The sequence below is a fragment of the Rhodococcus daqingensis genome, assembly GCF_042665615.1.
GTDB classification, from domain to species: domain Bacteria; phylum Actinomycetota; class Actinomycetes; order Mycobacteriales; family Mycobacteriaceae; genus Rhodococcus_G; species Rhodococcus_G daqingensis.
In genome coordinates this window covers 290,874-317,254 of record NZ_JBHTCS010000017.1, presented here as the reverse complement: position 1 = coordinate 317,254, position 26,381 = coordinate 290,874, and the positions used below count along the sequence as shown (strand labels likewise).

The 26,381-nt window shown below is 70.5% G+C and carries 27 protein-coding genes; 22 read left to right on the top strand and 5 right to left on the bottom strand.

Annotated elements, in window-relative coordinates:
- The first annotated feature begins 53 nt into the window (after window positions 1–53).
- The 3 genes from ACFQS9_RS15635 (at window position 54) to ACFQS9_RS15625 (ending at window position 4,630) form a co-directional block, all read left to right on the top strand.
- The gene (locus ACFQS9_RS15635) at window positions 54–1,127 is read left to right on the top strand and encodes an NAD-dependent epimerase/dehydratase family protein (protein WP_378406205.1); all 1,074 of its coding nucleotides are present in this window, start codon (window positions 54–56) and stop codon (window positions 1,125–1,127) included.
- The gene (locus ACFQS9_RS15630; RefSeq protein ID WP_378406203.1) at window positions 1,124–2,137 is read left to right on the top strand and encodes a lysophospholipid acyltransferase family protein; all 1,014 of its coding nucleotides are present in this window, start codon (window positions 1,124–1,126) and stop codon (window positions 2,135–2,137) included. The genes ACFQS9_RS15635 and ACFQS9_RS15630 overlap by 4 nt, the downstream gene beginning before the upstream one ends.
- A gap of 135 nt (window positions 2,138–2,272) precedes the next feature.
- The gene (locus ACFQS9_RS15625; protein WP_378406201.1) at window positions 2,273–4,630 is read left to right on the top strand and encodes an arylsulfatase; all 2,358 of its coding nucleotides are present in this window, start codon (window positions 2,273–2,275) and stop codon (window positions 4,628–4,630) included.
- Window positions 4,631–4,644: 14 nt separating this feature from the next.
- Here the strand turns inward: ACFQS9_RS15625 and ACFQS9_RS15620 are convergent, their stop codons facing one another.
- The gene (locus ACFQS9_RS15620; protein WP_378406199.1) at window positions 4,645–5,643 is read right to left on the bottom strand and encodes an HAD family hydrolase; all 999 of its coding nucleotides are present in this window, start codon (window positions 5,641–5,643) and stop codon (window positions 4,645–4,647) included.
- Window positions 5,644–5,791: 148 nt separating this feature from the next.
- Here ACFQS9_RS15620 and ACFQS9_RS15615 point away from each other — a divergent pair, with 148 nt between their 5' ends.
- The 17 genes from ACFQS9_RS15615 to ACFQS9_RS15535 all read left to right on the top strand — a co-directional run bounded on the left by ACFQS9_RS15615 (window position 5,792) and on the right by ACFQS9_RS15535 (window position 21,631).
- Window positions 5,792–6,052 (top strand): glutaredoxin family protein, encoded by a 261-nt coding sequence (locus tag ACFQS9_RS15615; protein ID WP_378406197.1) that lies wholly within the window; start codon window positions 5,792–5,794, stop codon window positions 6,050–6,052.
- A 168-nt stretch (window positions 6,053–6,220) separates the two neighbouring features.
- Window positions 6,221–7,060 carry a redox-sensing transcriptional repressor Rex gene (locus ACFQS9_RS15610; protein WP_378406195.1) on the top strand — a complete coding sequence of 280 codons (840 nt, stop codon included), beginning with the start codon at window positions 6,221–6,223 and terminating at the stop codon, window positions 7,058–7,060.
- Window positions 7,057–8,454 carry a glutamyl-tRNA reductase gene (locus tag ACFQS9_RS15605; protein ID WP_378406193.1) on the top strand — a complete coding sequence of 466 codons (1,398 nt, stop codon included), beginning with the start codon at window positions 7,057–7,059 and terminating at the stop codon, window positions 8,452–8,454. Before ACFQS9_RS15610 ends, ACFQS9_RS15605 begins: the two co-directional genes overlap by 4 nt.
- A complete protein-coding gene (hemC, locus tag ACFQS9_RS15600) occupies window positions 8,451–9,467 on the top strand; it encodes a hydroxymethylbilane synthase (protein WP_378406191.1) in 1,017 nt (338 codons plus the stop codon). The genes ACFQS9_RS15605 and hemC overlap by 4 nt, the downstream gene beginning before the upstream one ends.
- A 90-nt stretch (window positions 9,468–9,557) precedes the next feature.
- On the top strand, window positions 9,558–11,129 hold the full coding sequence (locus tag ACFQS9_RS15595) for a bifunctional uroporphyrinogen-III C-methyltransferase/uroporphyrinogen-III synthase (protein ID WP_378406189.1): 1,572 nt from the start codon (window positions 9,558–9,560) through the stop codon (window positions 11,127–11,129).
- A gap of 69 nt (window positions 11,130–11,198) precedes the next feature.
- Window positions 11,199–12,173: a porphobilinogen synthase gene (gene hemB, locus ACFQS9_RS15590; protein WP_378406528.1), complete on the top strand. Its 975-nt coding sequence runs from the start codon at window positions 11,199–11,201 to the stop codon at window positions 12,171–12,173.
- 16 nt (window positions 12,174–12,189) lie between these two features.
- Window positions 12,190–12,741: a hypothetical protein gene (locus ACFQS9_RS15585; RefSeq protein ID WP_378406187.1), complete on the top strand. Its 552-nt coding sequence runs from the start codon at window positions 12,190–12,192 to the stop codon at window positions 12,739–12,741.
- Window positions 12,742–12,746: 5 nt separating this feature from the next.
- Window positions 12,747–13,178 carry a hypothetical protein gene (locus ACFQS9_RS15580; RefSeq protein ID WP_378406185.1) on the top strand — a complete coding sequence of 144 codons (432 nt, stop codon included), beginning with the start codon at window positions 12,747–12,749 and terminating at the stop codon, window positions 13,176–13,178.
- A 79-nt stretch (window positions 13,179–13,257) separates the two neighbouring features.
- Complete coding sequence (locus tag ACFQS9_RS15575; protein ID WP_378406526.1) at window positions 13,258–13,695, top strand: hypothetical protein; 438 nt, start codon at window positions 13,258–13,260, stop codon at window positions 13,693–13,695.
- Window positions 13,692–13,943, top strand: a complete 252-nt coding sequence (locus tag ACFQS9_RS15570) for a hypothetical protein (RefSeq protein WP_378406183.1) — start codon at window positions 13,692–13,694, stop codon at window positions 13,941–13,943. Before ACFQS9_RS15575 ends, ACFQS9_RS15570 begins: the two co-directional genes overlap by 4 nt.
- Window positions 13,940–14,911 carry a LysR family transcriptional regulator gene (locus ACFQS9_RS15565; protein WP_378406181.1) on the top strand — a complete coding sequence of 324 codons (972 nt, stop codon included), beginning with the start codon at window positions 13,940–13,942 and terminating at the stop codon, window positions 14,909–14,911. The genes ACFQS9_RS15570 and ACFQS9_RS15565 overlap by 4 nt, the downstream gene beginning before the upstream one ends.
- A gap of 72 nt (window positions 14,912–14,983) precedes the next feature.
- Window positions 14,984–16,285 carry a D-arabinono-1,4-lactone oxidase gene (locus ACFQS9_RS15560; protein ID WP_378406179.1) on the top strand — a complete coding sequence of 434 codons (1,302 nt, stop codon included), beginning with the start codon at window positions 14,984–14,986 and terminating at the stop codon, window positions 16,283–16,285.
- Between the two features lie 2 nt (window positions 16,286–16,287).
- Window positions 16,288–17,295 (top strand): 1-aminocyclopropane-1-carboxylate deaminase/D-cysteine desulfhydrase, encoded by a 1,008-nt coding sequence (locus ACFQS9_RS15555; protein ID WP_378406177.1) that lies wholly within the window; start codon window positions 16,288–16,290, stop codon window positions 17,293–17,295.
- Between the two features lie 85 nt (window positions 17,296–17,380).
- Window positions 17,381–17,662, top strand: a complete 282-nt coding sequence (locus tag ACFQS9_RS15550; RefSeq protein ID WP_378406175.1) for a metal-sensitive transcriptional regulator — start codon at window positions 17,381–17,383, stop codon at window positions 17,660–17,662.
- 11 nt (window positions 17,663–17,673) lie between these two features.
- Window positions 17,674–17,877 (top strand): heavy-metal-associated domain-containing protein, encoded by a 204-nt coding sequence (locus tag ACFQS9_RS15545; RefSeq protein ID WP_378406173.1) that lies wholly within the window; start codon window positions 17,674–17,676, stop codon window positions 17,875–17,877.
- Window positions 17,874–20,087, top strand: coding sequence for a heavy metal translocating P-type ATPase (locus tag ACFQS9_RS15540; protein ID WP_378406171.1), 2,214 nt, complete (start codon window positions 17,874–17,876; stop codon window positions 20,085–20,087). The genes ACFQS9_RS15545 and ACFQS9_RS15540 overlap by 4 nt, the downstream gene beginning before the upstream one ends.
- A 71-nt stretch (window positions 20,088–20,158) precedes the next feature.
- Complete coding sequence (locus ACFQS9_RS15535) at window positions 20,159–21,631, top strand: flavin-containing monooxygenase (RefSeq protein WP_378406169.1); 1,473 nt, start codon at window positions 20,159–20,161, stop codon at window positions 21,629–21,631.
- A gap of 7 nt (window positions 21,632–21,638) precedes the next feature.
- On the opposite strand, the gene ACFQS9_RS15530 is transcribed toward ACFQS9_RS15535, so the two are convergent.
- Window positions 21,639–22,091, bottom strand: coding sequence for an ester cyclase (locus ACFQS9_RS15530; protein WP_378406167.1), 453 nt, complete (start codon window positions 22,089–22,091; stop codon window positions 21,639–21,641).
- An 86-nt stretch (window positions 22,092–22,177) separates the two neighbouring features.
- On the opposite strand from ACFQS9_RS15530, the gene ACFQS9_RS15525 reads away from it, so the two are divergent.
- Entirely contained in the window at window positions 22,178–23,281 is a 1,104-nt protein-coding gene (locus tag ACFQS9_RS15525) for a helix-turn-helix transcriptional regulator (RefSeq protein ID WP_378406165.1), read from the top strand.
- Between the two features lie 20 nt (window positions 23,282–23,301).
- Here ACFQS9_RS15525 and ACFQS9_RS15520 read toward each other — a convergent pair whose 3' ends face one another.
- From ACFQS9_RS15520 to ACFQS9_RS15510, 3 genes are read right to left on the bottom strand one after another with little or no spacing between them, the layout of a single operon-like run.
- Window positions 23,302–24,372 (bottom strand): SAM-dependent methyltransferase, encoded by a 1,071-nt coding sequence (locus ACFQS9_RS15520; protein WP_378406163.1) that lies wholly within the window; start codon window positions 24,370–24,372, stop codon window positions 23,302–23,304.
- A gap of 24 nt (window positions 24,373–24,396) precedes the next feature.
- Window positions 24,397–24,879 (bottom strand): hypothetical protein, encoded by a 483-nt coding sequence (locus ACFQS9_RS15515; RefSeq protein ID WP_378406161.1) that lies wholly within the window; start codon window positions 24,877–24,879, stop codon window positions 24,397–24,399.
- Between the two features lie 10 nt (window positions 24,880–24,889).
- Window positions 24,890–25,564, bottom strand: coding sequence for a peroxiredoxin (locus ACFQS9_RS15510; protein WP_378406160.1), 675 nt, complete (start codon window positions 25,562–25,564; stop codon window positions 24,890–24,892).
- A 139-nt stretch (window positions 25,565–25,703) separates the two neighbouring features.
- Here ACFQS9_RS15510 and ACFQS9_RS15505 point away from each other — a divergent pair, with 139 nt between their 5' ends.
- Window positions 25,704–26,375, top strand: a complete 672-nt coding sequence (locus ACFQS9_RS15505) for an ArsR/SmtB family transcription factor (RefSeq protein WP_378406158.1) — start codon at window positions 25,704–25,706, stop codon at window positions 26,373–26,375.
- Window positions 26,376–26,381 lie beyond the last annotated feature (6 nt).

Sequence of the window (26,381 nt, the reverse complement as noted above, 5' to 3'; positions counted from 1 at the left end):
TGCGTCGAGGATGGTTACGCTCGCAGGGGACGACCGAACAGGTAGGGGTGGGTGTGGAGGTACTCAACGAACGCGGTGTGCGGCCGCCGGGTGTCGTCCTGGTGACGGGCGCCAGCCGCTTCCTCGGGGGATTCCTGGTGGCCCGGCTCGCGCAGAATCCGAACATCGAGCGGGTCATCGCCGTCGATGCCGTGTCGCCGAGCAAGGACATGCTGCGCCGGATGGGGCGTGCGGAGTTCGTCCGGGCCGACATCAGGAACCCGCTCATCGGCAAGGTGATCCGCAACACCAGGGTCGACACCGTGGTGCACGCCTCCTCGATCCCGAAGGCCCCGAAGTCGGGCAGCAGGGCCGCGATGAAGGACATGAACGTCCTCGGCGCCATGCAGTTGTTCGCGGTGTGCCAGAAGTCCCCGGACGTCCGCAAGGTGGTGGTGCGCTCGTCCGGTGCGGTCTACGGCGGCAGCGCCAAGGACCCCGCGAAGTTCACCGAGGAGATGAGCGCGCGCACCCCGCCGCGGGGCGCCTTCGCGCGCGACATCATCGAGATCGAGGGATACGCGCGCAGCCTCGGACGTCGGCGGCCGGAGATCGCGGTCACGTTGCTCAGGATGGCGCCGCTGATCGGCCCGCGGATGAGCGGTCCCGTGTCGCGCTACCTGAACTCGCCGGTGGTGCCGACGGTCCTGGGCCGCGATCCCAGGATGCAACTCCTGCACGAGGAGGACGCGCTGGCGGCCCTGGAACTCGCCACGGTCTCGGGCCCCGCGGGAACCTTCAACATCGCGGCAGACGGCGTCGTGATGCTCTCCCAGGCGGTCAGACGGGCCGGTGGCCTCGCGGTGCCGGTGCCCTCACAGCTGTTCCGGACCCTCGGCCGGGCCTTGATGGGACCGGCGATGCGGGACTTCACCAAGGAACAGCTCGACTACTTCCATTTCGGGTGTGGGTTCGACACCGCGCGCATGCGGACGGAACTGGGCTTCGAGCCGCGGTGGACGACGATGCAGGGACTGGACGATCTGATCAACGGGGCCGGCATCAGCCCGGTGATCAGCGAGGACTGGCTTCGGTCGGTCGAAACACGGGTGCAGCGGTTGGTCGGAGTCGGGGGAGAACAGCGATGAGTGATGTGGCCAAGGTGATCCCGCTGCACGACGCGGCCGGGCGGCGTGCCCGGTCCGCGCCCGGCGAGGCGCCGGTGACCGAGCATCTGCCCGAGCCCCGCCTGCTGTTCGGCGAACCGCAGCCGGCGGCGCCGTCGCTGCCCGGCGTCGTGCTCGACTCGGCGCGCGAGCTGGTCGCCGATCCCGTGGTCGCGATCGCGGAGTTCATCCGTCGCCGGCTCACCGGCGACTACCAGGTCGACGAATTCGGATTCGACCCGCATTTCGCCGAGAACGTCTGGCTGCCGATGCTCCGGCCCCTGTTCGAGAGCTGGTTCCGCGTCGAGGTGCGCGGAATCGAGAACGTGCCCGCCGAGGGCGGTGCGCTGGTGGTCGCCAACCACGCGGGCGTGGTCCCCATCGACGGGCTGATGACCTCGGTGGCGATGTTCGACCATCATCCGGCTCATCGTCCGCTGCGGATGCTCGCCGCCGACCTCGCCTTCGAGATGCCGGTCGTGGGCAACATCGCGCGCAAGGCCGGGCACACGCTTGCCTGCAACCCGGACGCCGAGCGGCTGCTGCGAACCGGCGAGGTGGCGGCGGTCTTTCCCGAGGGGTTCAAGGGGATCGGCAAGCCGTTCAGCGAGCGGTACAAGCTGCAGCGCTTCGGCCGGGGCGGGTTCGTCAGCGCCGCGCTGCGCACCGGGGTGCCGATCGTCCCGTGCTCGATCGTCGGCTCGGAGGAGATCTACCCCAAGATCGGTGACCTCAAGTCGCTGGCGCGGTTGCTCGGGATGCCGTATTTCCCGGTGACGCCGTTCTTCCCGCACCTGGGCCCGCTGGGGCTGATCCCGCTGCCGTCGAAGTGGTACATCGAGTTCGGCGAGCCGATCCTGACCGACTCCTACGACGCGGTGTGCGCCGAGGACCCGATGGTGCTCTTCGAGCTGACCGACCACGTCCGGGAGACCATTCAGCAGACCCTGTACCGGCTGCTCGCCCAGCGCCGCAACGTGTTCCTGGGCTGAATCGGGGGAGTCTCGGCCGGATCGGTTGCCCGGCAAGCGAACCCGCGTCGGCGTCGCTGGATTCCCGAGCGGATCTGGTGATCGCCCGGCCGTTGTGCTTTGGTGGGACAGGGGGCCTCGACAGGGAGCCACGACATGGCCAGGTCATTCCGCGGTATCACCAACCTCGACATTCGCGACTCGGTCCCCGACTGGGGTCCGTACGAGCAGCCGAAGGCCCCGCCCGGCACGCCGAACGTGCTGTACATCGTGCTCGACGACGTGGGGTTCGGCGCATTCAGCTGCTACGGCGGCCCGATCGAGACGCCGAACATCGACCGGATCGCCGGGAACGGGCTGCGGTACAGCCAGTGGCACACCACCGCGCTGTGCTCACCCACGCGGTCCTGTCTGCTCACCGGCCGCAACCACACCGTCAACGGCATGGGCTGCATCAGCGAGGCCGCGATCGGGTTCCCCGGTGCGAACGGGCACGTCCCGCGGGAGTGCGCCACCCTCGCCGAGATCCTGGTCGAGCGCGGGTTCAGCACCGCGATGGTCGGCAAGTGGCACCTGTGCGCCGCGGACGAGATGAACCTCGCCTCCACCAAGTCGAATTGGCCGATCGGCAGGGGCTTCGAGCGGTTCTACGGCTTCCTCGGCGGGGAAACCAGCCAGTGGCATCCGGATCTGATCCACGACAACCACCCGGTCAAGCCGCCGGCCACACCGGACGAGGGCTATCACTTCGGCGTCGACATCACCGATCGCGCCGTGGAATTCATCGACGACGTCAAGGCGATCGCACCGGACCGGCCGGTGTTCCTGTACTACGCGCCGGGCTGCGCACACGCCCCGCATCAGGTTCCGCAGGAGTGGGCCGACCGGTACCGCGGCAGATTCGACGCCGGCTACGAGGCGTTGCGCGAGGAGATCCTCGCCCGGCAGAAGGACATGGGCATCGTTCCGCGCGACGCCGAGCTGCCCCCGTTGAATCCGATCGGCGACCCGCAGACCCGCAGCGGGCCCGACGGCCAACCGTTCCCGCTGCTGGACTACACCCGGCCGTGGGACAGCCTGTCCGACGACGAGAAACGGCTCTTCGCCCGCATGGCCGAGGTGTATGCCGGGTTCCTGTCGCACTGCGACGACCAGATCGGGCGTCTGCTCGCCTATCTCGAAGACATCGGCCAACTCGACAACACCATCGTCGTGGTGGTCTCCGACAACGGGGCCAGCGGCGAGGGTGGCCCGAACGGGTCGGTCAACGAGAACAAATTCTTCAACGGTGTGGCCGACGACCTGGCCGAGAACATGGCCATGCTCGACGACATCGGCAGCACCAAGACCTACAACCACTATCCGAACGGCTTCGCGATGGCGTTCAATGCGCCGTTCAAGATGTGGAAGCGCTACTCGTTCAACGGCGGTACCTGCGATCCGTGCGTGATCTCGTGGCCGGCCGGCATCTCCGCCCGCGGCGAGATCCGCGACCAGTACCACCACGCCATCGATCTCGTGCCGACCCTGCTCGAGTGCCTCGGCATGGAGATGCCCGACACGGTCAGGGGCTACACCCAACACCCGATCCAGGGCGTGAGCATGCGTTACAGCTTCGACACCGCCGGCATCCCGTCCGCCCGGCACACCCAGTTCTACTCGATGCTCGGTACCAGGGGCATCTGGCATGACGGCTGGAAGGCCGTGACCACGCACCCGACCATCAGTGGGTGGAGCCATTTCCCCGAGGACACCTGGGAGCTATACCACACGGACGTCGACCGCACCGAGCTCCACGACCTCGCCGCCGCCGAGCCCGGCAAGCTCGCCGAGCTGATCGGGCTGTGGTTCCACGAGGCCGGTGCCAACCAGGCGTTGCCGCTCGACGACCGGTCCGCGGTCGAGATCCTCATGACGCCGCGCCCCAGGCTCGCCCCGGCCCGCAACCGGTACGTGTACCGGCCCGGCGGCGCGGACGTGCCGGAGTCGGTCGCGGTGGCCGTGCGCAACCGCTCGTACACGATCGGGGCGCTCGTGGGCCTGCCGGAGGCCGGCGCGTCCGGAGTGCTGTTCGCACAGGGTGGCCGCTTCGGCGGGCACGCACTGTATGTCCGGGACAACCGACTGCACTACGTCTACAACTTCCTGGGGAGCGAGGAACAGCGGATCACCGCCACCGAGGTCCTGCCGACCGGGGACCGGGTGATCCTCGCGGCCTCCTTCGAGAAGGACGGGGAGGACCCGCCGGGCACGGCCCGCGGCCTGCTGAGCCTCTACCACGGCGATCGCAAGGTCGGCGAGGGCCGGATCCGGACCCAGCCGGGCGTGTTCGGGCTCGGCGGCACCGGGCTCACCGTCGGACGGGACGACGGCGAACCGGTCACTGGCCACTACCAGGGTGCGGCGCCGTGGGCGTTCACCGGCGGGACGCTGAACCGGGTGGTCGTCGACGTCAGCGGCGAGCCCTACCTCGACCTCGAACGCGCGGCCGCGGCGATGCTGTCCCGGGAGTAGCGGCCACGGTTGGGTCAGTGCTTGCGGCGGCTGATCACGGCGGCCAGCGCGCCGCCGACCGCGCCGAGCACGAGCGCGGTGGGCACCCCGATCCGGGCGGCCTTGCGTCCGGTGCGGTAGTCCCGGATCTCCCAGCCGCGGTTCTTGGCCAGTTCCTTGAGATCGGTGTCCGGGTTGATGGCCACGGCGGTGCCGACGAGCGAGAGCATCGGCACGTCGTTGTGGCTGTCCGAGTAGGCCGTGCAGCGCTTGAGGTTCAGGCCCTCGCGCACGGCCAGGGTCCGGACCGCGTGCGCCTTGCCCGCGCCATGCAGGATGTCGCCGACCAGCCGCCCGGTGAACTTGCCGTCCTCGCTCTCGACGACGGTTCCCAGCGCCCCGGTCAGCCCGAGCCGCTTCGCGATGACCTGGGCCAGTTCCACCGGGGTGGCTGTCACCAGCCACACCTGCTGGCCGGCATCGAGGTGCATCTGGGCCAGCGCCCTGGTCCCCGGCCAGATCTTGTCGGCGATCAGCTCGTCGTAGATCTCCTCACCGAGCCGGGAGAACTCCGCGGTCTCGCGGCCCGCGATGAAGGCCAGGGCGCGTTCCTTGCCGCTGGCGACGTCGTCGCTGTTCTCCTTGCCGGTCACCCGGAACTTCAGCTGCTGCCAGCCGAACCGGGCCATGTCGGCGACCGAGATGTACTTGCGGGCGGCGAGGCCACGGGCGAAATGGATGATCGAGGCGCCCTGGACCATGGTGTTGTCCACGTCGAAGAACGCGGCGGCGGTCAGGTCGAGTGGCACACCGCCCTCGGCCTCGCGACCACCGAGCTCGGCGCCCGCCTCGACCTCGCTCGTCGCCGCCTCGTGCAACGCGATGGCGGCGTCCGCGCTGGCCTCACCGGCGAGGCTGGCACGCAGCTGCGCGTCGCTCGGCCCCAAGGGGTTCCTGCCGCGTCGGCGGGGACGCTTGGCATCGAGCCAGCCGGCGCCCACTCCCGAGCCGGTCGGACCAGATCGACCAGGCACTCATACCTCCCGTGTTCGTCCAACTCCGGCCCACCCTATCCCCAGCATCGAGGGTGCACCGGGTGGATCGCCGCCGGGGCAGCCGCTGTGACTTGCGTCTCCGCGGGTGGCCGACGGAAGGCGCAGGTGGCGGTGGCACAGTGGACCCATGACCGCCCCCGCACACACGATCACCCTCCTGACCCGGGCCGGCTGCAATTCCTGTGACGTAGCACGCACTCAGCTGCTGACGCTGTGTGCGGAATTCGGGCTCGAACTCGAATCGGTCGACGTCGATGTGGCCGCGGCGACCGATCCCGAACTGCGCGCCGAGTACGGCGACCGGCTGCCGGTCGTGCTGCTCGACGGCCGTGAGCACAGTTACTGGGAGGTCGACGAGCCTCGGTTGCGTTCGGATTTGACAATCTGAGGCCGACCTGACACCCCCGCCGCCCGGACGCCGCGCAGGTCGCAGCGGGTGAATTCGGAATCCGGCGACTTTGTGCATGGGTTCACAAGCAGTTACCGTGGTGTGAACAGTCCCCCCGGATCAGCGTGAGAACCGGCCATGTGCATGGCCGGACGAGGAGCCACCAACGTGACGCAACAGCACCAGCCGCATGGGTTCTCCGCCCGTGGCGTCGCAGGGGCTGAGTCCGCGTCCGACGCGACGGCCAGTTCGGGCTCCGACATCTCCCGCGCGGACACGACGGTGCGGGACCTGCCGCAGGCCACCGTCACACGGCTCGCCACCTACTTGCGCGTGCTCGGCGTGATGGCCGACGACGGCACCATCATCGTCTCCAGTGAGGAGCTCGCGACCGCCGCAGGCGTCGGCTCCGCGAAGCTGCGCAAGGACCTCTCGTTCCTCGGTCCCAACGGTGTCCGCGGCGTCGGCTACGACGTCACCAGGCTGCGCGCCCGGATCGAGGCTGCCCTCGGGCTCGACCGCGGCCACCAGGTGGTGCTGGTCGGCGTCGGCAGCCTGGGGCAGGCGCTCGCCCGGTACGGCGGGTTCGGCCGACGCGGATTCACGATGGTCGGACTGTTCGACCGCGATCCCGGCCGGATCGGCAGTACCGTCGACGCGCTGGCCGTTCGCGACGTGGCCGAGCTCGAGGCGGCGTGCCGGGAACTGGATGCCACCATCGGGGTCATCGCGACCCCGGACGAGTCCGCCCAGGAGGTGTGCGACCTGCTGGTGAACGCCGGCGTGCGCTGCATCCTGAGCTTTGCGGCCTCGCCGCTCGATGTTCCGAAACACGTCGAGATCCGCCGAGTGGATCTCGCCGTGGAGATGCAGGTGCTGTCGTTCCACAGTGCCCGCAACGCCGAATCCGAGCCGGCTGCGGCCTCGGCGGCGGTGGGACTGCGCACGGCACGCTCGGCTTCGACAGGTTCGGATTCGACAACGAATGGATCGGTGATGGCACCGTGAGTGTTCTCCTGGTCGGGATCTCGCATCGCAGCGCTCCCGTCTCCGTCCTCGAGCGCGTCGCCGTCGGCGACACGGATCGGCCGAAGCTGATCGACAAGATGGTGGCCTCCGATCACATCTCCGAGGTCATGATCGTCTCCACCTGCAACCGCGTGGAGATCTACGCCGTGGTCGACGCGTTCCACGGCGCGCTCGCGGATGTCGGGGAGCTGCTGGCCGGGCACTCCGGCCTCGACCTCGCGGACCTCACCAAGCATGCGTATGTGCGCTACAGCGAGGCGGCCGCCGAGCACCTGTTCGCCGTGGCCAGCGGGCTCGACTCGATGGTGGTCGGCGAACAGCAGATCCTCGGCCAGATCCGGACCGCCTACGCCACCTCCGACAACCAGCAGGCCGCGGGCCGGGTGCTGCACGAGCTGGCCCAGCAGGCACTGCGGGTCGGCAAGCGGGTGCACTCCGAGACCGGGATCGACCGGGCGGGCGCCTCGGTGGTGTCGGTGGCGCTCGAGCGCGCCGCCGGGCTGCTCGGCGACGGTCTCGCCGGGCGGACAGCGATGGTGGTGGGCGCCGGGTCGATGGGCGGGCTGTCCGTCGCGCACCTGACCAGGGCCGGCATCGGCCGCATCATCGTCGCCAACCGCACCAGGGAGCGCGCCGAACACCTGGCGGACACCGTGCGGGCGGCGGGCGTCGAGGCCGACACCGTCGAGCTCGGGGAGCTCTCGGTGGCCCTCGCCGAGGCGGACGTGATGGTCACCTGTACCGGCGCGGTCGGTGCGGTGGTGACTCTCGCGGACGCGCATCTCGCGCTGGCGAAGCGGGACTCCGCGCAGCGTCCGCTGGTGATCTGCGACCTGGGGCTGCCCCGCGACGTCGAAGCCGCGGTGGCCGGGTTGCCCGGGGTGAGCCTGCTCGACATGGCTGCCCTGCAGCGCGATCCGGCGGCCGGTGCGGCCGCCGCCGATGCCGCCGCGGCCCGCGAGATCGTCGCGAGCGAGCTCGCCACCTACCTGGCCGGGCAGCGCCTGGCCGAGGTCACCCCGACCGTGACCGCGCTTCGCCAGCGCGCCGCCGACGTCGTCGAGGCGGAGCTGATGCGGCTGGATTCGCGCCTGCCCGGGCTCGAGGACCCGCAGCGCGACGAGGTCGCGCGGACCGTCCGGCGGGTGGTCGACAAGCTGCTGCACGCGCCGACCGTCCGGGTCAAGCAGCTCGCCAGCACCCCCGGCGGCGACTCCTACGCGGCCGCGCTGCGGGAGCTGTTCGAGCTGAGCCCCGGGTCTGCCGAGGCCGTCGCGACGCCGATGGAGATCCGAGCCGTCGAGCTCGCCGACGACTTCACCGCAGGCCACGAGGCCGAGGCGATGGACGCATGGAAGGGGATGCCGTCATGAGTTCGACCGCCGCATCCACTCAGGACACGACCGCGGGGCGGACCACCGCGGCCACCCTGCGCATCGGCACCAGGGGCAGCCTGCTGGCCACCACCCAGGCCGGCACCGTCCGGGACGCGCTGATCGCCGCGGGACATCCCGCGGAGCTGGTGATCGTCAAGACCGCGGGCGACCAGTTCTCCGGCCCGGTCGAGAAGATCGGTGTCGGCGTGTTCACCGCCGCCCTGCGCGAGGAGCTCGCCGCCGGGAACGTGGACATCGCCGTGCACTCGTTCAAGGACCTGCCCACCGCTCCCGACGAGCGCGTCGTCATCGCCGCCGTGCCGGGACGGGAGGATCCGCGCGACGCGTTGGTGGCACGGGACGGGATGGTGCTCGGTGAGCTGCCCCCCGGTTCCCGGATCGGCACCTCCGCGCCGCGGCGTATCGCCCAGTTGCGGGCCCTCGGCCTGGGGCTGGACATCCAGCCGCTGCGCGGCAATCTCGACACCCGGATCGGCAAGGTCGCCGACGGCGAACTCGACGCCGTCGTGGTCGCGAGGGCGGGGCTCTCGCGGATCGGCCGGCTCGACGTGATCACCGAGGCGCTGGAGCCGGTGCAGATGTTGCCCGCCCCCGCGCAGGGCGCGCTGGCCGTCGAGTGCCGCGCGAGCGACACCGCGCTGGTCGCGATTCTCGCCGAGTTGGACGATGCGGGTGCCCGCGCCGCGGTCACCGCGGAGCGCGCACTGCTGGCCGAGCTCGAGGCCGGCTGCACGGCCCCGGTCGGCGCGATCGCGGAGATCGTGGAGTCGATCGACGATGAGGGCCGGGTGTTCGACGAGCTGTCGGTGCGCGGCTGCGCGACCGCGCTCGACGGATCCGATTCGATCAGGGCCTCGACGGTGGGCCCGCCGGACCGCGCCGAGGAGCTCGGTCGCGAGGTGGCCCGCGAACTGCTGGACCTGGGCGCCCGCGCCCTGATGGGCCCGGTGACCGATCGCGAGATGGAGGGCGGTCCAACCGATGAGTGAGCCATTGCCGACGGCGCGCTTGTCGAAACCGCGCGCCCTTCCTCCCGCCCCTGACACTGCTCGACACATGAATGCACTGGAGAACAACCGATGAGCCGAGTCCGCAAGAACACCCCCGGACGGATCCTGTTCGTGGGCTCCGGCCCGGGAGACCCGGCGCTGCTCACCGTCCGGGCGCGGGACGTCCTCGCCGCCGCCGCCCTGGCGTTCACCGACCCCGACGTCGACAAGGGCGTGACCGCGCTCGTCGGTACCGGCCTGCTCGGCAAGGGGGAGGAGTTCGACCCCGAGAACCCGCCGTTCGAGGTGCGGCCCGCGCTGGGTGAGCCGGCCGAGGTCGCCAAGACCCTGGTGGCCGAGGCCAAGAACGGGCACGACGTCGTCCGCCTGGTCGCCGGCGACCCGCTGACCACCGACTCGGTGATCGCCGAGGTCACGGCCGTCGCGCGGACCCAGGTCCAGTTCGAGATCCTGCCCGGCCTGCCCGCCGGATCCGCGGTGCCGAGCTACGCGGGTATGCCGCTCGGCTCCGGCCACACCGAGGTCGACGTGCGCGGTGAGGTCGACTGGGCCGCACTGGCCGCCGCGCCCGGACCGCTGGTGCTGCACGCCACCTCCGGCCACCTCGCCGAGACCGCGAGCGAGCTGGTGGAGAACGGGTTGGCCCCGCAGACCCCCGCCGCGATCACCGTCCGCGGTACGACGTGCCAGCAGCGGACCGTCGAGGCCACCCTGGCCACGCTGAACGAGGCGGGCTCGGAGCTGGTCGGTTCGCTGATCGTCACGGTCGGCAAGGTGGTCAGCCAGCGCAGCAAGATGTCCTGGTGGGAGTCGCGCGCCCTGTACGGCTGGACCGTGCTGGTGCCGCGCACCAAGGAGCAGGCCAGCGAGATGAGCGATCGCCTCGTCACGCACGGCGCCATCCCCATCGAGGTGCCGACGATCGCCGTCGAGCCGCCGCGCAGCCCGGCGCAGATGGAGCGTTCGGTCAAGGGCCTGGTCGACGGCCGCTACCAGTGGGTCGTCTTCACCTCCACCAACGCGGTGCGCGCGGTGTGGGAGAAGTTCGAGGAGTTCGGGCTCGACGCCCGCGCGTTCTCCGGCGTGAAGATCGCGTGCGTCGGCGAGGCCACCGCGGACAAGGTGCGCTCGTTCGGCATCAACCCCGAGCTGGTGCCGTCCGGCGAACAGTCGAGCGAGGGCCTGCTGGCCGAGTTCGCGCCGTACGACGACGTGTTCGATCCGGTGAACCGGGTGCTGCTGCCCCGCGCCGACATCGCCACCGAGACCCTGGCCGAGGGTCTGCGCCAGCGCGGCTGGGAGATCGACGACGTCACCGCCTACCGCACCGTCCGGGCGGCGCCGCCGCCGGCCGAGACCCGCGAGATGATCAAGACCGGCGGATTCGACGCGGTCTGCTTCACCTCGTCCTCGACCGTGCGCAACCTGGTCGGCATCGCCGGCAAGCCGCACGCCCGCACCCTGGTCGCGTGCATCGGGCCGAAGACCGCGGAGACCGCGATCGAGTTCGGCCTCCGTGTCGACGTGCAGCCCGAGACCGCCCAGGTCGGCCCGCTGGTGGAGGCGCTCGCCGAGCACGCCGCCCGGCTGCGCGCCGAGGGAGCGCTGCCGCCCCCGCGTAAGAAGTCTCGTAGGCGCTAGCGCGCCCGTGAGCGGTTGACGAGTCCAGGCACTCGCCAACCGCTCACAGGCCCGACGAAGGAGGGCACCATCTTCCCCGCCGAACGTCCCCGGCGCCTGCGCGCCACCCCGGCGCTGCGTCGACTGGTCGCCGAGACCTCGCTCGAGCCACGGCACCTGGTGTTGCCGATGTTCGTCGCGGACGGGATCGCCGAGCCGCGTGAGATCGGTTCGATGCCCGGTGTCTTCCAGCACACCCTCGACTCCCTGACGCGGGCCGCCACCGAGGCGGTCGCGGCGGGCGTCGGTGGGCTGATGCTGTTCGGCGTCCCCCGGCCGGAGGACAAGGACGCGAACGGGTCGGGGGCCACCGATCCCGACGGCATCCTGAACCGGGCCCTGCGCTCGCTCCGCGGTGAGCTCGGGGACGACACGGTGATCATGGCGGACACCTGCCTCGACGAGTTCACTGATCACGGTCATTGCGGGGTGCTGTCGGCGGACGGCCGGGTCGACAACGACGCGACCCTCACCCGCTACGTCGACATGGCGCTGGTGCAGGCCGAGTCCGGGGCCCACCTGCTGGGGCCCAGCGGCATGATGGACGGCCAGATCGCAGCGATCCGTGAGGGCCTGGACGACGCGGGTCGCCAGGACACGGGCATCCTGGCCTACTCCGCCAAGTACGCCTCCGCGTTCTACGGACCCTTCCGCGAGGCCGTCGGGTCGTCGCTGTCCGGCGATCGCCGCACCTACCAGCAGGATGCCGCCAACCGGCGAGAGTCGCTGCGCGAGGTCGACCTGGACCTGGACGAGGGCGCGGACATGGTGATGGTGAAGCCGGCCATGTCATACCTCGACGTGCTGCGTGAGGTCGCCGACATGTCGACGGTTCCCGTTGCGGCGTACCAGATCTCGGGGGAGTACTCGATGATCACCGCCGCCGCGCAGAACGGCTGGATCGACCGCGACGCCGCCGTGCTGGAGTCGCTGCTCAGCATTCGCCGCGCGGGTGCGGACATCGTGCTGACGTATTGGGCCGCCGAGTTCGCGGCCCGGTTGTGACAGTTACGGTGGTGGCATGACCGCCCCCTGGCCGCCAGCGCCCCCGACCGGTCCCGTCGCGCAGGACGCGCGACCCGTGCCGCCCGTCGACGTGGGTACCGCCTTCCAATTGCTCTGCGGGGTCGCCGCACTCGGCGTGGTGAACCTGCTCGCCACCCTCGCGATGGTGGCCGCGGATCGGAAGACGTTCGCCGATCAGTTGATCAAGGATGTGCACGCCCAGGATCCGTCGGTGGAGATCAGCACCTCGGCCGCCGAGGGACTGCTGCTGGTCGGGCTAGGCGTCACCGCGCTGCTCGGGCTCGCGCTGACGGCCCTGTATCTGCTGTTCGTGTTCAAGATGCGCAGCGGGCGGAATTGGGCCCGGATGCTGGTGACGATGATCGGCGTGGCGATGGTCTTCTTCGCGATCCCGGCGCTGTTCGGGCTCGGCGCGGGCGGCGGCGTGGCCGGCATGCTCGCCGGTGGTGCGGGGATCCTGCAGGCCGTGCTGTCGGTCGGAGCGGTGGTCCTGATGCACCGGAGCGAGTCGAACCGGTACTTCGTGCCCGGGCCGAAAGCGCAGTAGCCGGCGTGGGTGACGCGCAGACCCGTCCGCGTTCGGTCGACGCCGCGTACTGGTTGTGGCTGGTGTGTGCCGCGCTGCTGGTGCTCTTCGGGCTGCTCGCCCTGACGTCTCCCGGCACCGCGATTCGGGAGCAACTGGTGGAGCGCGGCGCGAACCCCGACAGCGTCGACGCCTTCATCGTGCTGCTGCGTGGCTCCGGCGCCGTCGCGCTGCTGACCGGGCTCGGCGTCGGGCTGATGGCGGGGCCGACCAGGGCGGGGGATCCGCGATTCCGGCGAGCGGTCGTGGCGCTGTCGGTGGTGTTCGGAGTCCTGCAGCTCGGGCTGATGGCGATCGGCCTCGGCCAGGCTCCGGTGCTGGTGGTGGCGGTGCTGGCGCTGGTGGCGAGCGCGCTGGTCTACCTCAGGTCCGCGGCGGAGTGGTTTGCCGGTGAGTGACGATCGGCCGCGGGGCGACGCGGAATCGGCCGCCGCGGCCGGGAAGGTTCTGTTCGAGGAGCCGGGCGCGCGGTGGTGGATGGTCGCGCTCGGGCCGGCGCTGTGTCTGGTCGTGCTCGTCGCGGAGGCCGTCCTCGGGTCCGGGGTGCACTGGCTCGGGCTGGCGCTGTCCGCGGTGCTGCTCGCGGGCCTGGTCTCCCTGCAGGTCCTGGCGGCGCGGCGGCATGCGAGCGTGCTGCTGACGCCGACCGTCCTGCGCGACGGTGCCGAGACCCTCGACGTGGCCGAGATCGCCGAAGTCCTGCCGGAGGCCGATCCATACGCCGAGGATCTGGAGCCATGGGAGAGTGCCCCCTCGCTCGGCGAGCTGTCCGGGATACCGCGACGTCGGACGGCGATCGGGCTGCGGCTGCGGGATGGGTCGACGGTGCGGGCGTGGGCGCGGGACGGTGACGGGCTGCGGACCGAGCTGGAGGGGCTCGTGGCGGGGGACGATGCGGAGGACGGCGAGCGGTGAGCGAACGGATGACGCGGATCGTGGAGCTGTGCCTGGCGGTGCTCGCGGTCGGTGCGGCGGTCTGGTGCTGGAACCGGGGAGTGCAGACCTCGGACTTCGCGCCTGCGATGGACGGTGCCCCGGCATTCACCGGCACGCACTACTCCGGCACCTGGATCGGGGCGGCGACCGGGCTGGTGATCGGGGCGGGGTTGTTGGTGATCGACGTCGTCCGGCGACGGGTGAGCGGATCCCGGACACCGGAGTGAGCGGGGCGCGGGGCGAGCTGGAGGCGCGGCACCTACGGTATTTCGCTGCGGTGGCGGAGGAGCTGAACTTCACCCGAGCCGCCGACCGGCTGCACATGGCGCAGCAGTCGCTGAGTGCGCAGATCAAGCAGCTGGAACAGATTCTCGGTGTGCCCCTTTTGGTGCGGACCACGCGCAGTGTGCGCCTCACCGCCGCAGGCGAGGACTTCCTGCGGGACACCCGCGTGATCCTGTCCGCCATGGACGCCGCTGCGGAGCGCGCACGCTCGACGCATCGCCGGGCCTGCGACAGGCTGGTGCTGGGGTTCATGGAGGGGGCGGCCCTCACCCTGACGGACCCGATCCTGTCGGCGTTCGGTGCGCGCTACCCCCACGTGACCGTGGAGATGAGGCAGTTCAACTACGACGATCCGTCGGCAGGGCTGGCGCAGGAGGCCGTGGATGTGGCGATCCTGCGTCGTCCGATCGCGACGCCGGGCCTCCGCTATGAGAGCCTGTTCGTCGAGCCGGTGGTGGCGGCGTTCTCGCAGGGGCATCGGTTGGCGGAACGCGAGTCGGTGTGGGTGGACGAGCTGCTCGCGGAACCGATCCTCGGGTCGTCGTGTGCCGATCGAACGTGGAATGCGTTCTGGGAGCTGGACGCGCATCGCGACGGCGAGCCGGCGCGCGTGGTCTCTCGGTCGACGACGGTGTTGGAAGAACTGCAGAAGGTGTCGGCCGGCTTGGGGTTCGTGGTGACGGGCGCGGCGGCCCGGTGGCTCGATTACCCCGGGGTCCGGCTGGTGCCGATCACGGATGCCGCACCGAGCGAGGCCGCCGTCGCTTGGCGGCGGGATCGCGAGTCGGCTCTGGTGCGTGGGTTCGTGGAGGTCGCCAGGGACGTCCGCGAGGAGAACGGCGAGTCGATCGCGCGGCTGTGCGCCCCCGACCTCGCGGAGCGCGCCTATCCGGCACCGATTCACGACTGACAGGCACCACCTGTGGGTCCACACTCAACGAGTGTTTCTGTTGGCATCCGCGCCGCCCTAGCGTCACTTCTCATGGGTGAGATGACGTGGACGAACTTCGCGGGCGACCAGGTGTGTCGGCCGCGATCGATCGAGCGGCCTGCGAGCCGGGACGAACTCGCGGAGGCGATCGGTCGGGCGGGTCGCGCCGGTGACAGGGTGCGGGTCGCGGGCTCCGGCCATTCGTTCAACGACGGTGTACTGACCGACGGGGTGCTGGTCACACTGGACCGGATGAACAGGGTGCTCGACATCGATCCTGCGTCCGGGCTGGTCCGGTGCGAGGCGGGAATCTCGCTCGGCGCGCTGAGCGCCGCGATGTGGGAGCAGGGCCTCGCCTTCGCGAACCTCGGAGACATCGACGTGCAGTCGATCGCGGGCGCGACCGCGACGGGCACCCACGGCGCGGGCATCCGGCTCCCCAATCTGTCGACGAGCCTGCGTTCGATCGAGCTGACCCTCGCCGACGGCACCGCGATCGAGGTCGATGCGGACAGCGACCCGGAGACCTACCGCGCCGCGCGGGTGAGCATCGGCGCGCTCGGTGTGGTCAGCGCGGTGACGCTGCAGGCGGTGCCCGCGTTCACGCTGGAGGGCATCGACACGCTCGAACCGCTCGATGACGTCCTCGACAATCTCGGCGAACTCGCCGACAAGAACGATCATTTCGGCTTCTTCGTCTTCCCGCACACCCGGCACGCGATGACCAAGACCTGGAACCGCACGACGGCGGATCCGCGGCCGCTGCCGAAGCACCGGGAGTGGCTCCACGACGTCGCGATGACGAACTACGCCTTCTGGGCCGCCTGCCGGGTGGGACGCGCACGCCCCCGGTGGATCCCGGCGATCAACCGGCTGTGCACGAGCCAGTCCGGGACGACACACCGCATCGACCGCTCGTACCGGGTCTTCGCGACCCCGCGGCTCGTCCCCATCACGGAGCTGGAATATGCGATCCCCGCCACGGGTGCCGCACAGGCCGTGCGGCGACTCCTCGCCGTTGCGGAGGACCCGCGCTTCGATGTGCCGGTGCCGCTGGAGGTACGGTTCGTCGCCCCCGACGACGCCTTCCTCAGCCCGGCAGGGGGCCGCGAAACCTGCTACATCGCCGTGCACCAGTTCGAGGGGATGGAATGGGAGCCGTACTTCCGTGCCATGGAGCGGGTGCTGCTCGAGTACGGCGGCCGACCGCACTGGGGCAAGCGCCATTTCCGCGCCGCCGACGATCTGCGCCCGCACTTCCCGCACTGGGATCGGTTCGCCGCAGTGCGCGACCGACTGGATCCGCATCGGCGTTTCACCAACCCCTACATCGAGCGCGTGTTGGGGGCGTGACGGTGGCATTGCTACACGACCGGTTCGGCGAGCTCCGCGACACGGTTCCGTTCCTCCGTCTCGGCTCGGGCCCGACGTCGCTGCGGCCTGCGCCCGGCCTCACCAACGGTCCGGCCGAGATCTGGGTCAAGGACGAGGGCGAGTACGGCGACGGCGGCTGGGGCGGCAACAAGGTTCGCAAACTCGAATGGCTCATTCCCGACGTGCGGCGTCGAGGCCGGCGCACCATTCTCACCGTCGGCGGGCTCGGCACGAACTGGGGCCTGGCGACCTCCCTGTACGGGCGCGAACACGGGCTCGACACCGCGATCGCACTCGTCGACCAGCCGGTCGACGACCATGTCCGCGCGCAGCTCCAACGCCTCGAACACAGTGGTGCCACGCTGCACTTCACCCGGACGAAGGCACGCACGATCGCCGCCGTCCCGCTGTTGCTGGCCTGGCATGCCACCGGCGCCCGGCTGCCGTACCTCCTGCCCGCGGGGGGCTCATCCGCCGTCGGGACCCTCGGCTACGTGGAGGCCGCGCTGGAACTGGCCGACCAGGTGGCGGCGGGGATCGTCCCCGAGCCGACGCACGTCGTCACCGCGATCGGATCGGGTGGCACCGCGGCCGGACTACTGCTCGGCCTCCGGCTCGCCGGACTGTCCACCCGCGTCGTCGGGGTGGTGGTCAACGACCAGCTACGGCTCGACACGACCACCCTGCTGCGCTCGGCCCGACGCACCGAACGACTGCTCCGCGCCCGCGGCGCCCGACTGCCCGAGCTCACGCTCGCCGCCGATGACCTGGTGCTGGTGCGCGACCAGCTCGGCGACGGCTACGGTCACCCCACCGACCGGGGCGATACCGCCCTTGCCCTCGCCGACAAGCGCGCCGGTCTCGGCCTCGAGCCCGTCTACACGGCCAAGGCGATGGCGGCGGTGCTCGCGCTCAACGCGGCGGGCAGGCTCGGCGCCGGTCCCGTCGTGTTCCTGAACACCAACGGGCCAAGGCGGTCCCCACACTGATCGGGCGCCGGACCCCGCTCGTTCGGCCCAGGTGGACGGGGAGCGCGCCTGGCGGATGGATACCCATACCGGGTATCATGGTGCCATGAACGGATACTCCCCGCAGAAGGACGACCTCCTCAAGCGCCTTCGTCGCATCGAGGGACAGGTCGCGGGCATCTCCCGCATGGTCGACGACGACCGGTACTGCATCGACATCCTGACCCAGGTGTCGGCGGCGACGAAGGCGCTGCAGTCGGTCTCGATCAAGTTGCTCGACGAGCACCTTGCGCACTGCGTGGTCGAGGCGGCCAAGAAGGGCGGCCCCGAGGCCGACGCCAAGGTCAAAGAGGCGTCGGACGCGATCGCCCGCCTCGTCCGGTCCTAGGGGACGCGCAGATGCAGACCACGTACACGGTCACGGGCATGACCTGCGGGCATTGCGTCGCCTCGGTCACCGAGGAGGTCAGCGCCATCGCCGGGGTCACCGACGTGCAGGTCGACCTGGCAACCGGGGCGGTCCGCGTGACGAGTGAGACCGAGCTCGACCCGAAGGCCGTCGCTGAGGCGGTCGAAGAGGCGGGCTACGAGCTGGCGCCATGACCGCCGCTGGAGGATCTCCCGCTCCCGTAGGCGTCGCGGAGCGCGAACTCGACCTCGAACTCGGCGGGATGACCTGTGCGTCCTGCGCGAACCGGATCGAACGGAAGTTGGCGAAGATCGCGGGGGTCAGCGCGACCGTCAACTTCGCCACCGAGCGGGCGCATGTGCGCTACCCGGCGGGGGTGGAACCCACCGAGTTGGTCGCCGCGGTCGAGTCCGCGGGGTACACCGCGACGGTGTCGGCCGCGGCGGGGCGGGGCGAGCCGACGCCGCCGGGAGCGGGCGCGGCACCCGACGGGCTCGGCACCCGCCTGGCGGTGTCCGCCCTCGCCGCCGTGCCGGTCGTCGCGCTGTCGATGGTCCCGGCCCTGCAGTTCGACCGCTGGCAGTGGATCGCGCTCGCGCTGACCACCCTGGTGGTGTTCTGGGGCGGTTACCCGTTCCACCGTGCGGCGCTGACGAACGCCCGCCACGGCAGCTCGACGATGGACACCCTCGTCTCGCTCGGCACCCTCGCCGCGTACGGATGGTCGGTGTGGGCGTTGGTGTTCGGCACCGCGGGGCACATCGGGATGGCCCACGAGTTCACCCTCCGGTTGGGTGCGCACGACCCGTCGGGGCAGATCTATCTCGAGGTCTCCGCCGCGGTCACCGTATTCCTGCTCGCGGGCCGGTACGCGGAGTCGCGGGCCAAACGCCGTGCGGGCGCGGCACTTCGGGCGCTGATCGAGGTCGGTGCCAAGGACGTCGCGGTGCTGCGCGACGGCGCCGAGCGACGGATCCCGGTGAGCGGGCTACAGGTCGGGGACCGGTTCGTGGTGCGGCCGGGGGAGAAGATCGCCACCGACGGATGCGTGCTGTCGGGCGCCGCCGCGGTCGACGCGTCGATGCTCACCGGCGAGTCGGTGCCGGTCGAGGTGTCCGCGGGCGACGCCGTCGTCGGCGGCACCGTGAACACCGACGGCCGGCTCGTGGTGAGGGCCGAGAGGATCGGCGCGGACACCCAGCTGGCCCACATCGCCGCGCTCGTCACCGAGGCGCAGAGCGGCAAGGCCGCCGTGGCGCGGCTCGCGGACCGGGTGTCCGCGGTGTTCGTGCCGGTGGTGCTGGTGATCGCGGCGGTGACGCTGGCGGGCTGGTTGGTCACCGGGCACGCCGCGACGGAGGCGTTCACCGCCGCGGTGGCGGTGCTCATCGTGGCCTGCCCCTGCGCGCTCGGGTTGGCGACGCCGACCGCGCTTCTCGTGGGCACGGGACGCGGGGCCCAGCTCGGCATCCTGATCCGGGGGCCCGAGGTGCTCGAGCAGACCAAGCGGATCGACACCGTGATGCTGGACAAGACGGGCACCGTCACGACCGGGCGGATGGCGTTCGACGAGGTGGTCCCGGCGCGCGGGCAGGACGCCGATCGCGTGCTGGCGCTGGCCGCCGCCGTCGAGGGCGCGTCGGAGCACCCGGTGGCCAGGGCCATCGCGGCCGCGGGCGGCTCCGGGCATTCGGTGACGGAGTTCGAGAACCGCCCCGGCCTCGGCGTCGTCGGACTCGTGGACGGGATCCGGGTCAGCGTCGGGCGGCCGCACGGCCCGGTCCCCGCCGAGCTCCGCCCGGCGTTCGCGGCCGGGCGCACCACCGTCGCGGTGGCCTGGGACGGCGAGATCCGCGGTGCCATCACGGTCACCGATGCCGTCAAACCCACCAGTGCGGAGGCGATCGCGCAGATCCGGGCGCTCGGGATGACCCCCGTGCTGTTGACCGGGGACCGAACCGAGGTCGGCCGGGCCGTGGCGGAAAGCGTCGGCATCGACCGGGTGATCGCGGAGGTCCTGCCGGCGGACAAGGTGGCGCATGTGGCGCGGTTGCAGCGCGAGGGCGCCGTCGTCGCGATGGTCGGCGACGGCGTGAACGACGCGGCGGCGCTCGCCGCCGCGGACGTGGGGCTGGCGATGGGGACCGGTACCGACGCCGCGATCGAGGCGAGCGACCTGACCCTGGTGCGCGGTGACCTGTGCTCGGTCCCGCAGGCGATCCGGCTCTCGCGCGCCACCCTCGGCACCATCAGGGCCAACCTGTTCTGGGCGTTCGCGTACAACGTCGCGGCCATCCCGCTGGCCGCGCTCGGGCTGCTGAATCCGATGATCGCCGGTGCCGCGATGGCGTTGTCCTCGGTGTTCGTGGTGGCGAACAGCCTGCGATTGCGCCGTTTCCGCTAGGGGCCGGTGAGGGCCCGATTTGCGCGGACGCCCCTCCAACTTGAACACTGTTCAAGTTGGAGGGAGATTCGGTGACACAGGCAGCGGCGGCCCCGATCGGGGTCGCGACGGTACGGCATACCCGGGTCCTCGTGATCGGTGCCGGTTTCGCGGGGCTCGGCATGGCGATGGGATTGGCGCGGGAGGGCCGCGGCGATTTCATCGTGCTGGAGAAGGCGGGCGAGGTCGGCGGGACCTGGCGGGAGAACACCTACCCCGGGTGCGCCTGCGATGTGCCCTCCGCCCTGTACTCGTACTCCTTCGAGCGCGGCGACTGGGACGGTGTCCGGGCGCGGCAACCGGAGATCCTGCGCTACCTGCGGCGAGCGAGCGAGAAGTACGGCGTCCGCGGCAAGATCGAGTTCGGTGTCGAGGTCGCGAGCGCCCGCTGGGATGAGGCAGGCGGTCGGTGGCACTTGGTCACCACCGCCGGCGAGGAGTACGTGGCGCAGTTCCTGGTCGCCGGAACGGGTGCGCTTCACCTGCCCAAGACACCGAAGGTCCCCGGCGCCACCACCTTCGAGGGCACGGCCTTCCACTCCTCGCGGTGGGACCACAGCGTCGACCTCTCGGGCAAGAGGGTGGCGGTCATCGGAACCGGAGCCAGTGCGGTCCAATTGGTGCCCGAGGTGGTGGGGAAGGCCCGGTCCGTGCAGGTGTATCAGCGCACCCCGCCGTGGGTGCTGCCGAGTCGTGAGTGGCTCCCTCGAGCGCGGGGGTCATTCGCCCAACGCGTCGCCCGATGGGGCACCTACTGGGGCAACGAGACGCTGGCCGCCGGGCTCAACGGGCATCCCGCGCTGACCCGGCCCCTGGAACGGCGGGCGAGACGGCATCTGCGGCGCCAGGTCTCGGAGCCCCGGCTGCGGGAGGTGCTCACCCCGGACTACCGGATCGGCTGCAAGCGGATCCTGCGGTCCAACACCTACTATCCGGCGCTCGCCCGGCCGAGCACCGAGGTGATCTCCGAGCCGATCGCCGAGATCCGGCCGGAGGGGATCGTCACCGATGGCGGGGTGCTACGGCCGGTGGACGTCATCGTCTACGCCACCGGCTTCCGGGTCGCGGGGTCGCTGGCGCGGCTGCCCCTCGTCGGGCGCGGCGGCGTCACCCTGCAGGAGCGATGGCAGCGGGACGGGATCAGGACGCACCTCGGAATATCGGTCTCCGGGTTTCCCAACGCGTTCTTCCTGACCGGACCGAACACCGGCCTCGGCCACAACTCGGTCGTGTACATGATCGAGGCGCAGGTCAGGTACGCGCTCAGGGCGATGGATCTGGTCGATCGCGAGGGTGCGAGGGCACTGGATGTGCGACGAGATGTGCAGGACGCCTTTCATGACGACCTGCACGCGCGGCTCGCGACCGCGGTCTGGAGCACCGGCGGGTGCTCGAGCTGGTATGTCGACGGCCGTGGCACGAATCACTCGGTGTGGCCGGGTTTTTCGTGGCAGTACCGGTGGCGGACGCGCCGGGTGCGCCGACGCGACCACGACCTGTTCTGACGAAACCTCAGGAGAGGATGCCGAGCTGCTGCAGGTGCGTGACGTCGTCTCGCAGTCCCCAGTGCTCGACGACCCGTCCCTCCGGCGAGAACCGCATCCAATGCATCTGACGGAACCGGAAGCCGCGCCCCGTCGGGGCATTGCCCATGAACTCGCCGAGGTGGGTGCCGGCATACCAGTTGCGGCCCACCACCACGTCGCCGGACGCGACGAAGTCCTCGAAGTCGGTCCGGCCGTCGGGGAACGCCGACCGGAGCATCGCCACCAGCGCCTTGATGGGGGCGGTGCCGTGCCGGTGCGGTTCCGGCGCGGTGTGGTTGATCAGGTTCGGGTCGAACAGTTCGTCGATCAGTTCCAGCCGGCCGTCGCCGAAGATCTCGGCGTAGATGCGCCGCATGGTCTCGATGTTCCGGTCCTGCGCGTCGGTGGTGTGGGGTGCGGTGGGTGCTGTGTTCGTCATGGACTCAGCGTCGGGCGCGGCCGGGCCCGACGCCATCCCCGCTATCTGGGATTCGCCCGCCGGGTGCGGCCGACTAACCTGCGCTCGTGAGTCAATCCCAGGGTGACCGGCTGGCGCGTGAGGTGGTGCGACTGACGCACGGGGGCCTCGGCCTCGACGAATTGCGCGAGCGGCTCGACGAGGTGGTCCGCGGGTTCGTGTACTGGGACGTGGCTGCCTGGTCGACCACCGATCCGGCGACGCTGCTGTTCACCAGCTGCGTGCTGAGTGGGCGCGCCGAGGACCACGACGCCGAGGCCAGGCTCTTCGACAGCGAGTTCCGCGTCCCCGACGTGAACTCCTTTGCCGCGCTGGCCCGGTCGACCCCGCCGGTCGCCACGCTGCACGCCGCGACGGACGGCCGGCTCGACCGGTCGGCGCGCTGGCGGACGATCCTCGAACCGATCGGCGTCACCGACGAGATCCGTGCCGCCTTCCTCGACGGATCGAGCTGCTGGGGCACCCTGGTCGGCTACCGCATGGGTGGCGCCACGTTCACCCCGGCCGACGCGGCGATGATCGCGCAGATCGCCCCGCTGATCGCGGACGGGCTGCGTCGCGCGATGCTGCACACCGCCGCGGATCGGGCGGTCGACGCGGTGGCCTCGCCGGGCATCGCGATCGTCGAACCGGACGGCACGCTCGGTGAGGTCACCCCGCAGGCCGAGCGCTGGCTCGCCGAGATCGCCGAGGCGGCAACGGTTCCCAGCGTTTTCCGCGCCGTCGCCGCGGTGGCCCGGTCGGCGGCCGACGGCGCGAGCGACCGGCCAGCGCACGCCCGCCTCGCCCGCCGGGGCGGCGGCTGGATCCTGGTCCACGGCTCGGTGCTGTCGGGCTCGGGCCGGGTTGCCGTAATCCTCGAGGCCGCGACCGAGAACCACCTGTCCGATGTGCTGGTGCGCGCATACGGGCTGACGCCGCGCGAGCGCGAGGTCACCGAGCTGGTGCTGCGGGGCGCCTCGACCGACGCGATCGCGAAGGCGCTGTTCATCTCGGCCTACACGGTGCAGGACCACGTGAAGTCGATCCTGGCGAAGGCGGAGATCTCCAGCCGTCGCGACCTCGTCGCCGCCCTGTACGGCCGTCATTACGCCCCGTTGACCGCGGCGGGTGCGATCCCCAGCCCGTACGGGTGGTACCTGGGGTCCTGAGTCGCGCCCGACGCGTCGACCTACGGCACAAGTCGGTAGAACCGCCAGAATTCGTGCTCGATCGTCAGGATGTCGGTTCGGGTGAAACCGGCTTGCGCGGCGTAGTCGCATACGGTGGCGGGCCGGATCACGGTTCCCGTGGCGGCGCTGCCCGGATCGGTCATGCCGACCAGTAGGCAGTGCAGGATGCTCCATCCGTAGTTGAGCCTTTCGATCTCGTCGCAGGGTGCGGTGAACCGTTCGGCGACCCGCTCGTCGGCGACGAGGACGCTGCCGCCGTCGGCGAGGCTGGCGCGGGCGGCGCGTAGGGCTTCGACCGGGTGGCTCATGTCGTGCAGTGCCTCGAAAATGGTCACCAGATCGTAGGGTCCGGGCAGGTCCGGATTCGCGGCGTCCTGCACAATCGGGCGCACTCGGTCGGTGAGGCCGGTCGCGGCGACGTTGGCCAGCGCGGCCTGGATCGACGCCGCGTCCACGTCGAGCGCGTCGATCGTCGTCTCCGGATACGCCTGGGCGATGGCGATGCTCGACCAGGCTGTGCCGCAGGCGATGTCGGCGACCCGTGCGTCGGGTCGTCGGAGGCGGAGGTCGATCTCGGGGACGGAGCCAAGCCAGTCGGTGACGAGATTGACGAACTGGGGACGGTTGATCGCGCCGATCTCCGTGTGGACCTGGTATGCCTCGTACGGCACTCCGGTGCCGGTTCGGAATGCGTGCACGATGGCGTCGTCCGGCTTCACGACGCCGATTGCGAGCGATGCCAGCGGTGTGAGATAGCGGAGGTCGTCCTGGTCGACGAGGACCGGAAGATGTGCGGTGGGGATACGGTAGCGGCGCAGGTCCGCGGGAGCATCCGGTTCGTCGACGGACAGCAGGCCGGCCACCGCCTGCTGTTCGAGCCATTCGCGAACGCACCGCGACACGGTCCCGGTTCGGGCGGCGAGCTCGCCGGCTGTGGCGTCGCCCGCGTCGGCGAGCGCACGATAGAACCCGAGCCGCGCGCCGAGGTGCACCGACGCGACTTCGAGGGTGTCCACAACGGCGCTGAACAGGCGTTCGGCAAGTTCGTCAGTAGTGGGCGTGGAGGTCATCTCGCACCGTCATCGGTGTGGCCGTCATCTGGTACTGAGCAACGGCCGCAGCGCCACAGCCGCGCCGGCAACGAATACTGCCGTGGCGAGGTAGATGAGCCCGAGGTGGCCGAGGGTGTCGAAGTCGTACGGATAGTGCGCAGGCAGCGCGACCGCCAGCCCGACGACTGGCGTCGCCACGGCGGTGACGTACGCCCACCACTGCCCGCGGCGCACGCCGAACCAGGACAGCGCCGCCGTGGCCAGTCCGGCCGCGGCGATGAATCCGGCCACTGCGATGTGCAGATGCCCGATGTAGTGATAGAGGTCTTCGTTGAAGGCCCGGATCTGGTCGCGATCCACGGCGATCTCACCTGGCCCGATCCCGAGCTCGACGAATGCGCCGGTGAAGTTGCGGACGAGGAAGATCACCGCGTAGCCGACGAAGCCGAGGGCGGCCGCGGTCATCAGGGCGCTCCCGAGCCGCAGTTGGCCCGACGTCTCGGTGGCTGTGTCGGGGGTGGTCATTGCACGCTCCTCAGTGTGCGGCGCCGGTCTCGGGGCTGGCGACGATACGGATGTAGGGGCGGGGAGCCTGCCAGCCACCGGGGTAGAGCTGGCGGGCCTCGTCGTCGGAGACGGACCCGGCGATGATCACGTCGTCTCCCTGCTGCCACTGGGCTGGGGTGGCGAGGCGGTGGTTTGCGGTGAGTTGCAGCGAGTCGATGACGCGGAGGACTTCGTCGAAGTTGCGGCCGGTGGTCATCGGGTAGACGAGCACGAGTTTGATCCTTTTGTCGGGACCGATGACGAACACGTTGCGGAGAGTGGCGTTCTCCGCGGGGGTGCGTTCGGTGGGGTCGCCGTGCGTGTCGGCGGGCAGCATGCCGTAGGCCTTGGAGACGGTGTAGTCGGTGTCGGCGATCAGCGGATAGTTCGGGGCAGTGCCTTGGGTATCGGCGATGTCGTCGGCCCACTTGGTGTGGTTGTCGAGCGGGTCCACGGACAGCCCGATGATCTTGACGTCCCGGGCGTCGAAGTCGGGCTTGATCTTGGCCATGTAGCCGAGTTCGGTCGTGCAGACCGGGGTGAAATCGCGAGGGTGGGAGAACAGGACGGCCCAGTGATCGCCGATCCAGTCGTGGAAGCCGATCGTGCCTTCGGTGGTGTGGGCGGTGAAGTCGGGGGCGGTGTCGCCGATGGTGAGTGTCATGGTCAATCCTTGTGGGCGCGTAACGAGACGCCAGTGACGCCGTGCGGCCCTTCCTCGATATTCAAGCGAACAATTGAAGTATTCGCCGCTGCCGGTATGCTTGTCAATAGTTCGCTTGAATAGACGATTCGAGGTAGAGATGGCTGGTCGCGCGGCGAAGGCGGCGTTGTTCGATGGGCTGGCGTCGGTGGCCAAGGCGCTCGGGAACGGACGGCGCGCGGAAATCGTCGACGTGCTCACCCAGGGCGAACGGTCGGTGGAGCAGATCGCGACCGAGATCGAGCAGACGGTCGCGAACACCTCGCAGCACCTGCAGCACCTGCTGCGGGCGGGCCTGGTGCGGCCGCGTCGGGACGGAAATCGCGTCCACTACGCGCTGGCGGACGCGAAGGTCGGCGAGTTGTGGGCGTCGGTGCGTGACGTCGCCGCGGCGCAGGTCGCTGACGTCGAGCGACTCGCAGCCGAGTACCTCGGCGATCGGAGCCAGTTGACGACGGTGTCGCGGGCGGAGCTGACCCGGCGGCTGGGCGACGGCGACGTCATCGTCATCGATGTTCGGCCACGCGCCGAGTACGAGGCAGGCCACATCCCCGGGGCCGTGTCGATGCCCCTGGACAACCTGGCGCAGCATTTCGGCGAGCTCCCGACCGACACCGTCGTCGTTGCGTACTGTCGCGGTCCGTTCTGCGTGTACGCCGACGACGCGGTGCGTGCGTTACGACGGGCCGGTCGCCGGTCGGCGCGCCTGGAAGACGGCTTTCCGGAGTGGGTCCGGGCAGGCCTGCCCGTGAATCGCGGCGCCGGCGGCTGAACGCAG

Coding starts and splice junctions, on each gene's coding strand:
- ACFQS9_RS15530 (WP_378406167.1), bottom strand. CDS start 22,091: ATGACGAACACAGCACCCACCGCACCCCACACCACCGACGCGCAGGAC.
- ACFQS9_RS15550 (WP_378406175.1), top strand. CDS start 17,381: ATGAACGGATACTCCCCGCAGAAGGACGACCTCCTCAAGCGCCTTCGT.
- ACFQS9_RS15505 (WP_378406158.1), top strand. CDS start 25,704: ATGGCTGGTCGCGCGGCGAAGGCGGCGTTGTTCGATGGGCTGGCGTCG.
- ACFQS9_RS15595 (WP_378406189.1), top strand. CDS start 9,558: ATGAGCCGAGTCCGCAAGAACACCCCCGGACGGATCCTGTTCGTGGGC.
- ACFQS9_RS15545 (WP_378406173.1), top strand. CDS start 17,674: ATGCAGACCACGTACACGGTCACGGGCATGACCTGCGGGCATTGCGTC.
- ACFQS9_RS15615 (WP_378406197.1), top strand. CDS start 5,792: ATGACCGCCCCCGCACACACGATCACCCTCCTGACCCGGGCCGGCTGC.
- ACFQS9_RS15520 (WP_378406163.1), bottom strand. CDS start 24,372: ATGACCTCCACGCCCACTACTGACGAACTTGCCGAACGCCTGTTCAGC.
- ACFQS9_RS15510 (WP_378406160.1), bottom strand. CDS start 25,564: ATGACACTCACCATCGGCGACACCGCCCCCGACTTCACCGCCCACACC.
- ACFQS9_RS15575 (WP_378406526.1), top strand. CDS start 13,258: ATGGTCGCGCTCGGGCCGGCGCTGTGTCTGGTCGTGCTCGTCGCGGAG.
- ACFQS9_RS15625 (WP_378406201.1), top strand. CDS start 2,273: ATGGCCAGGTCATTCCGCGGTATCACCAACCTCGACATTCGCGACTCG.
- ACFQS9_RS15585 (WP_378406187.1), top strand. CDS start 12,190: ATGACCGCCCCCTGGCCGCCAGCGCCCCCGACCGGTCCCGTCGCGCAG.
- hemC (WP_378406191.1), top strand. CDS start 8,451: ATGAGTTCGACCGCCGCATCCACTCAGGACACGACCGCGGGGCGGACC.
- ACFQS9_RS15540 (WP_378406171.1), top strand. CDS start 17,874: ATGACCGCCGCTGGAGGATCTCCCGCTCCCGTAGGCGTCGCGGAGCGC.
- ACFQS9_RS15630 (WP_378406203.1), top strand. CDS start 1,124: ATGAGTGATGTGGCCAAGGTGATCCCGCTGCACGACGCGGCCGGGCGG.
- ACFQS9_RS15560 (WP_378406179.1), top strand. CDS start 14,984: ATGGGTGAGATGACGTGGACGAACTTCGCGGGCGACCAGGTGTGTCGG.
- ACFQS9_RS15515 (WP_378406161.1), bottom strand. CDS start 24,879: ATGACCACCCCCGACACAGCCACCGAGACGTCGGGCCAACTGCGGCTC.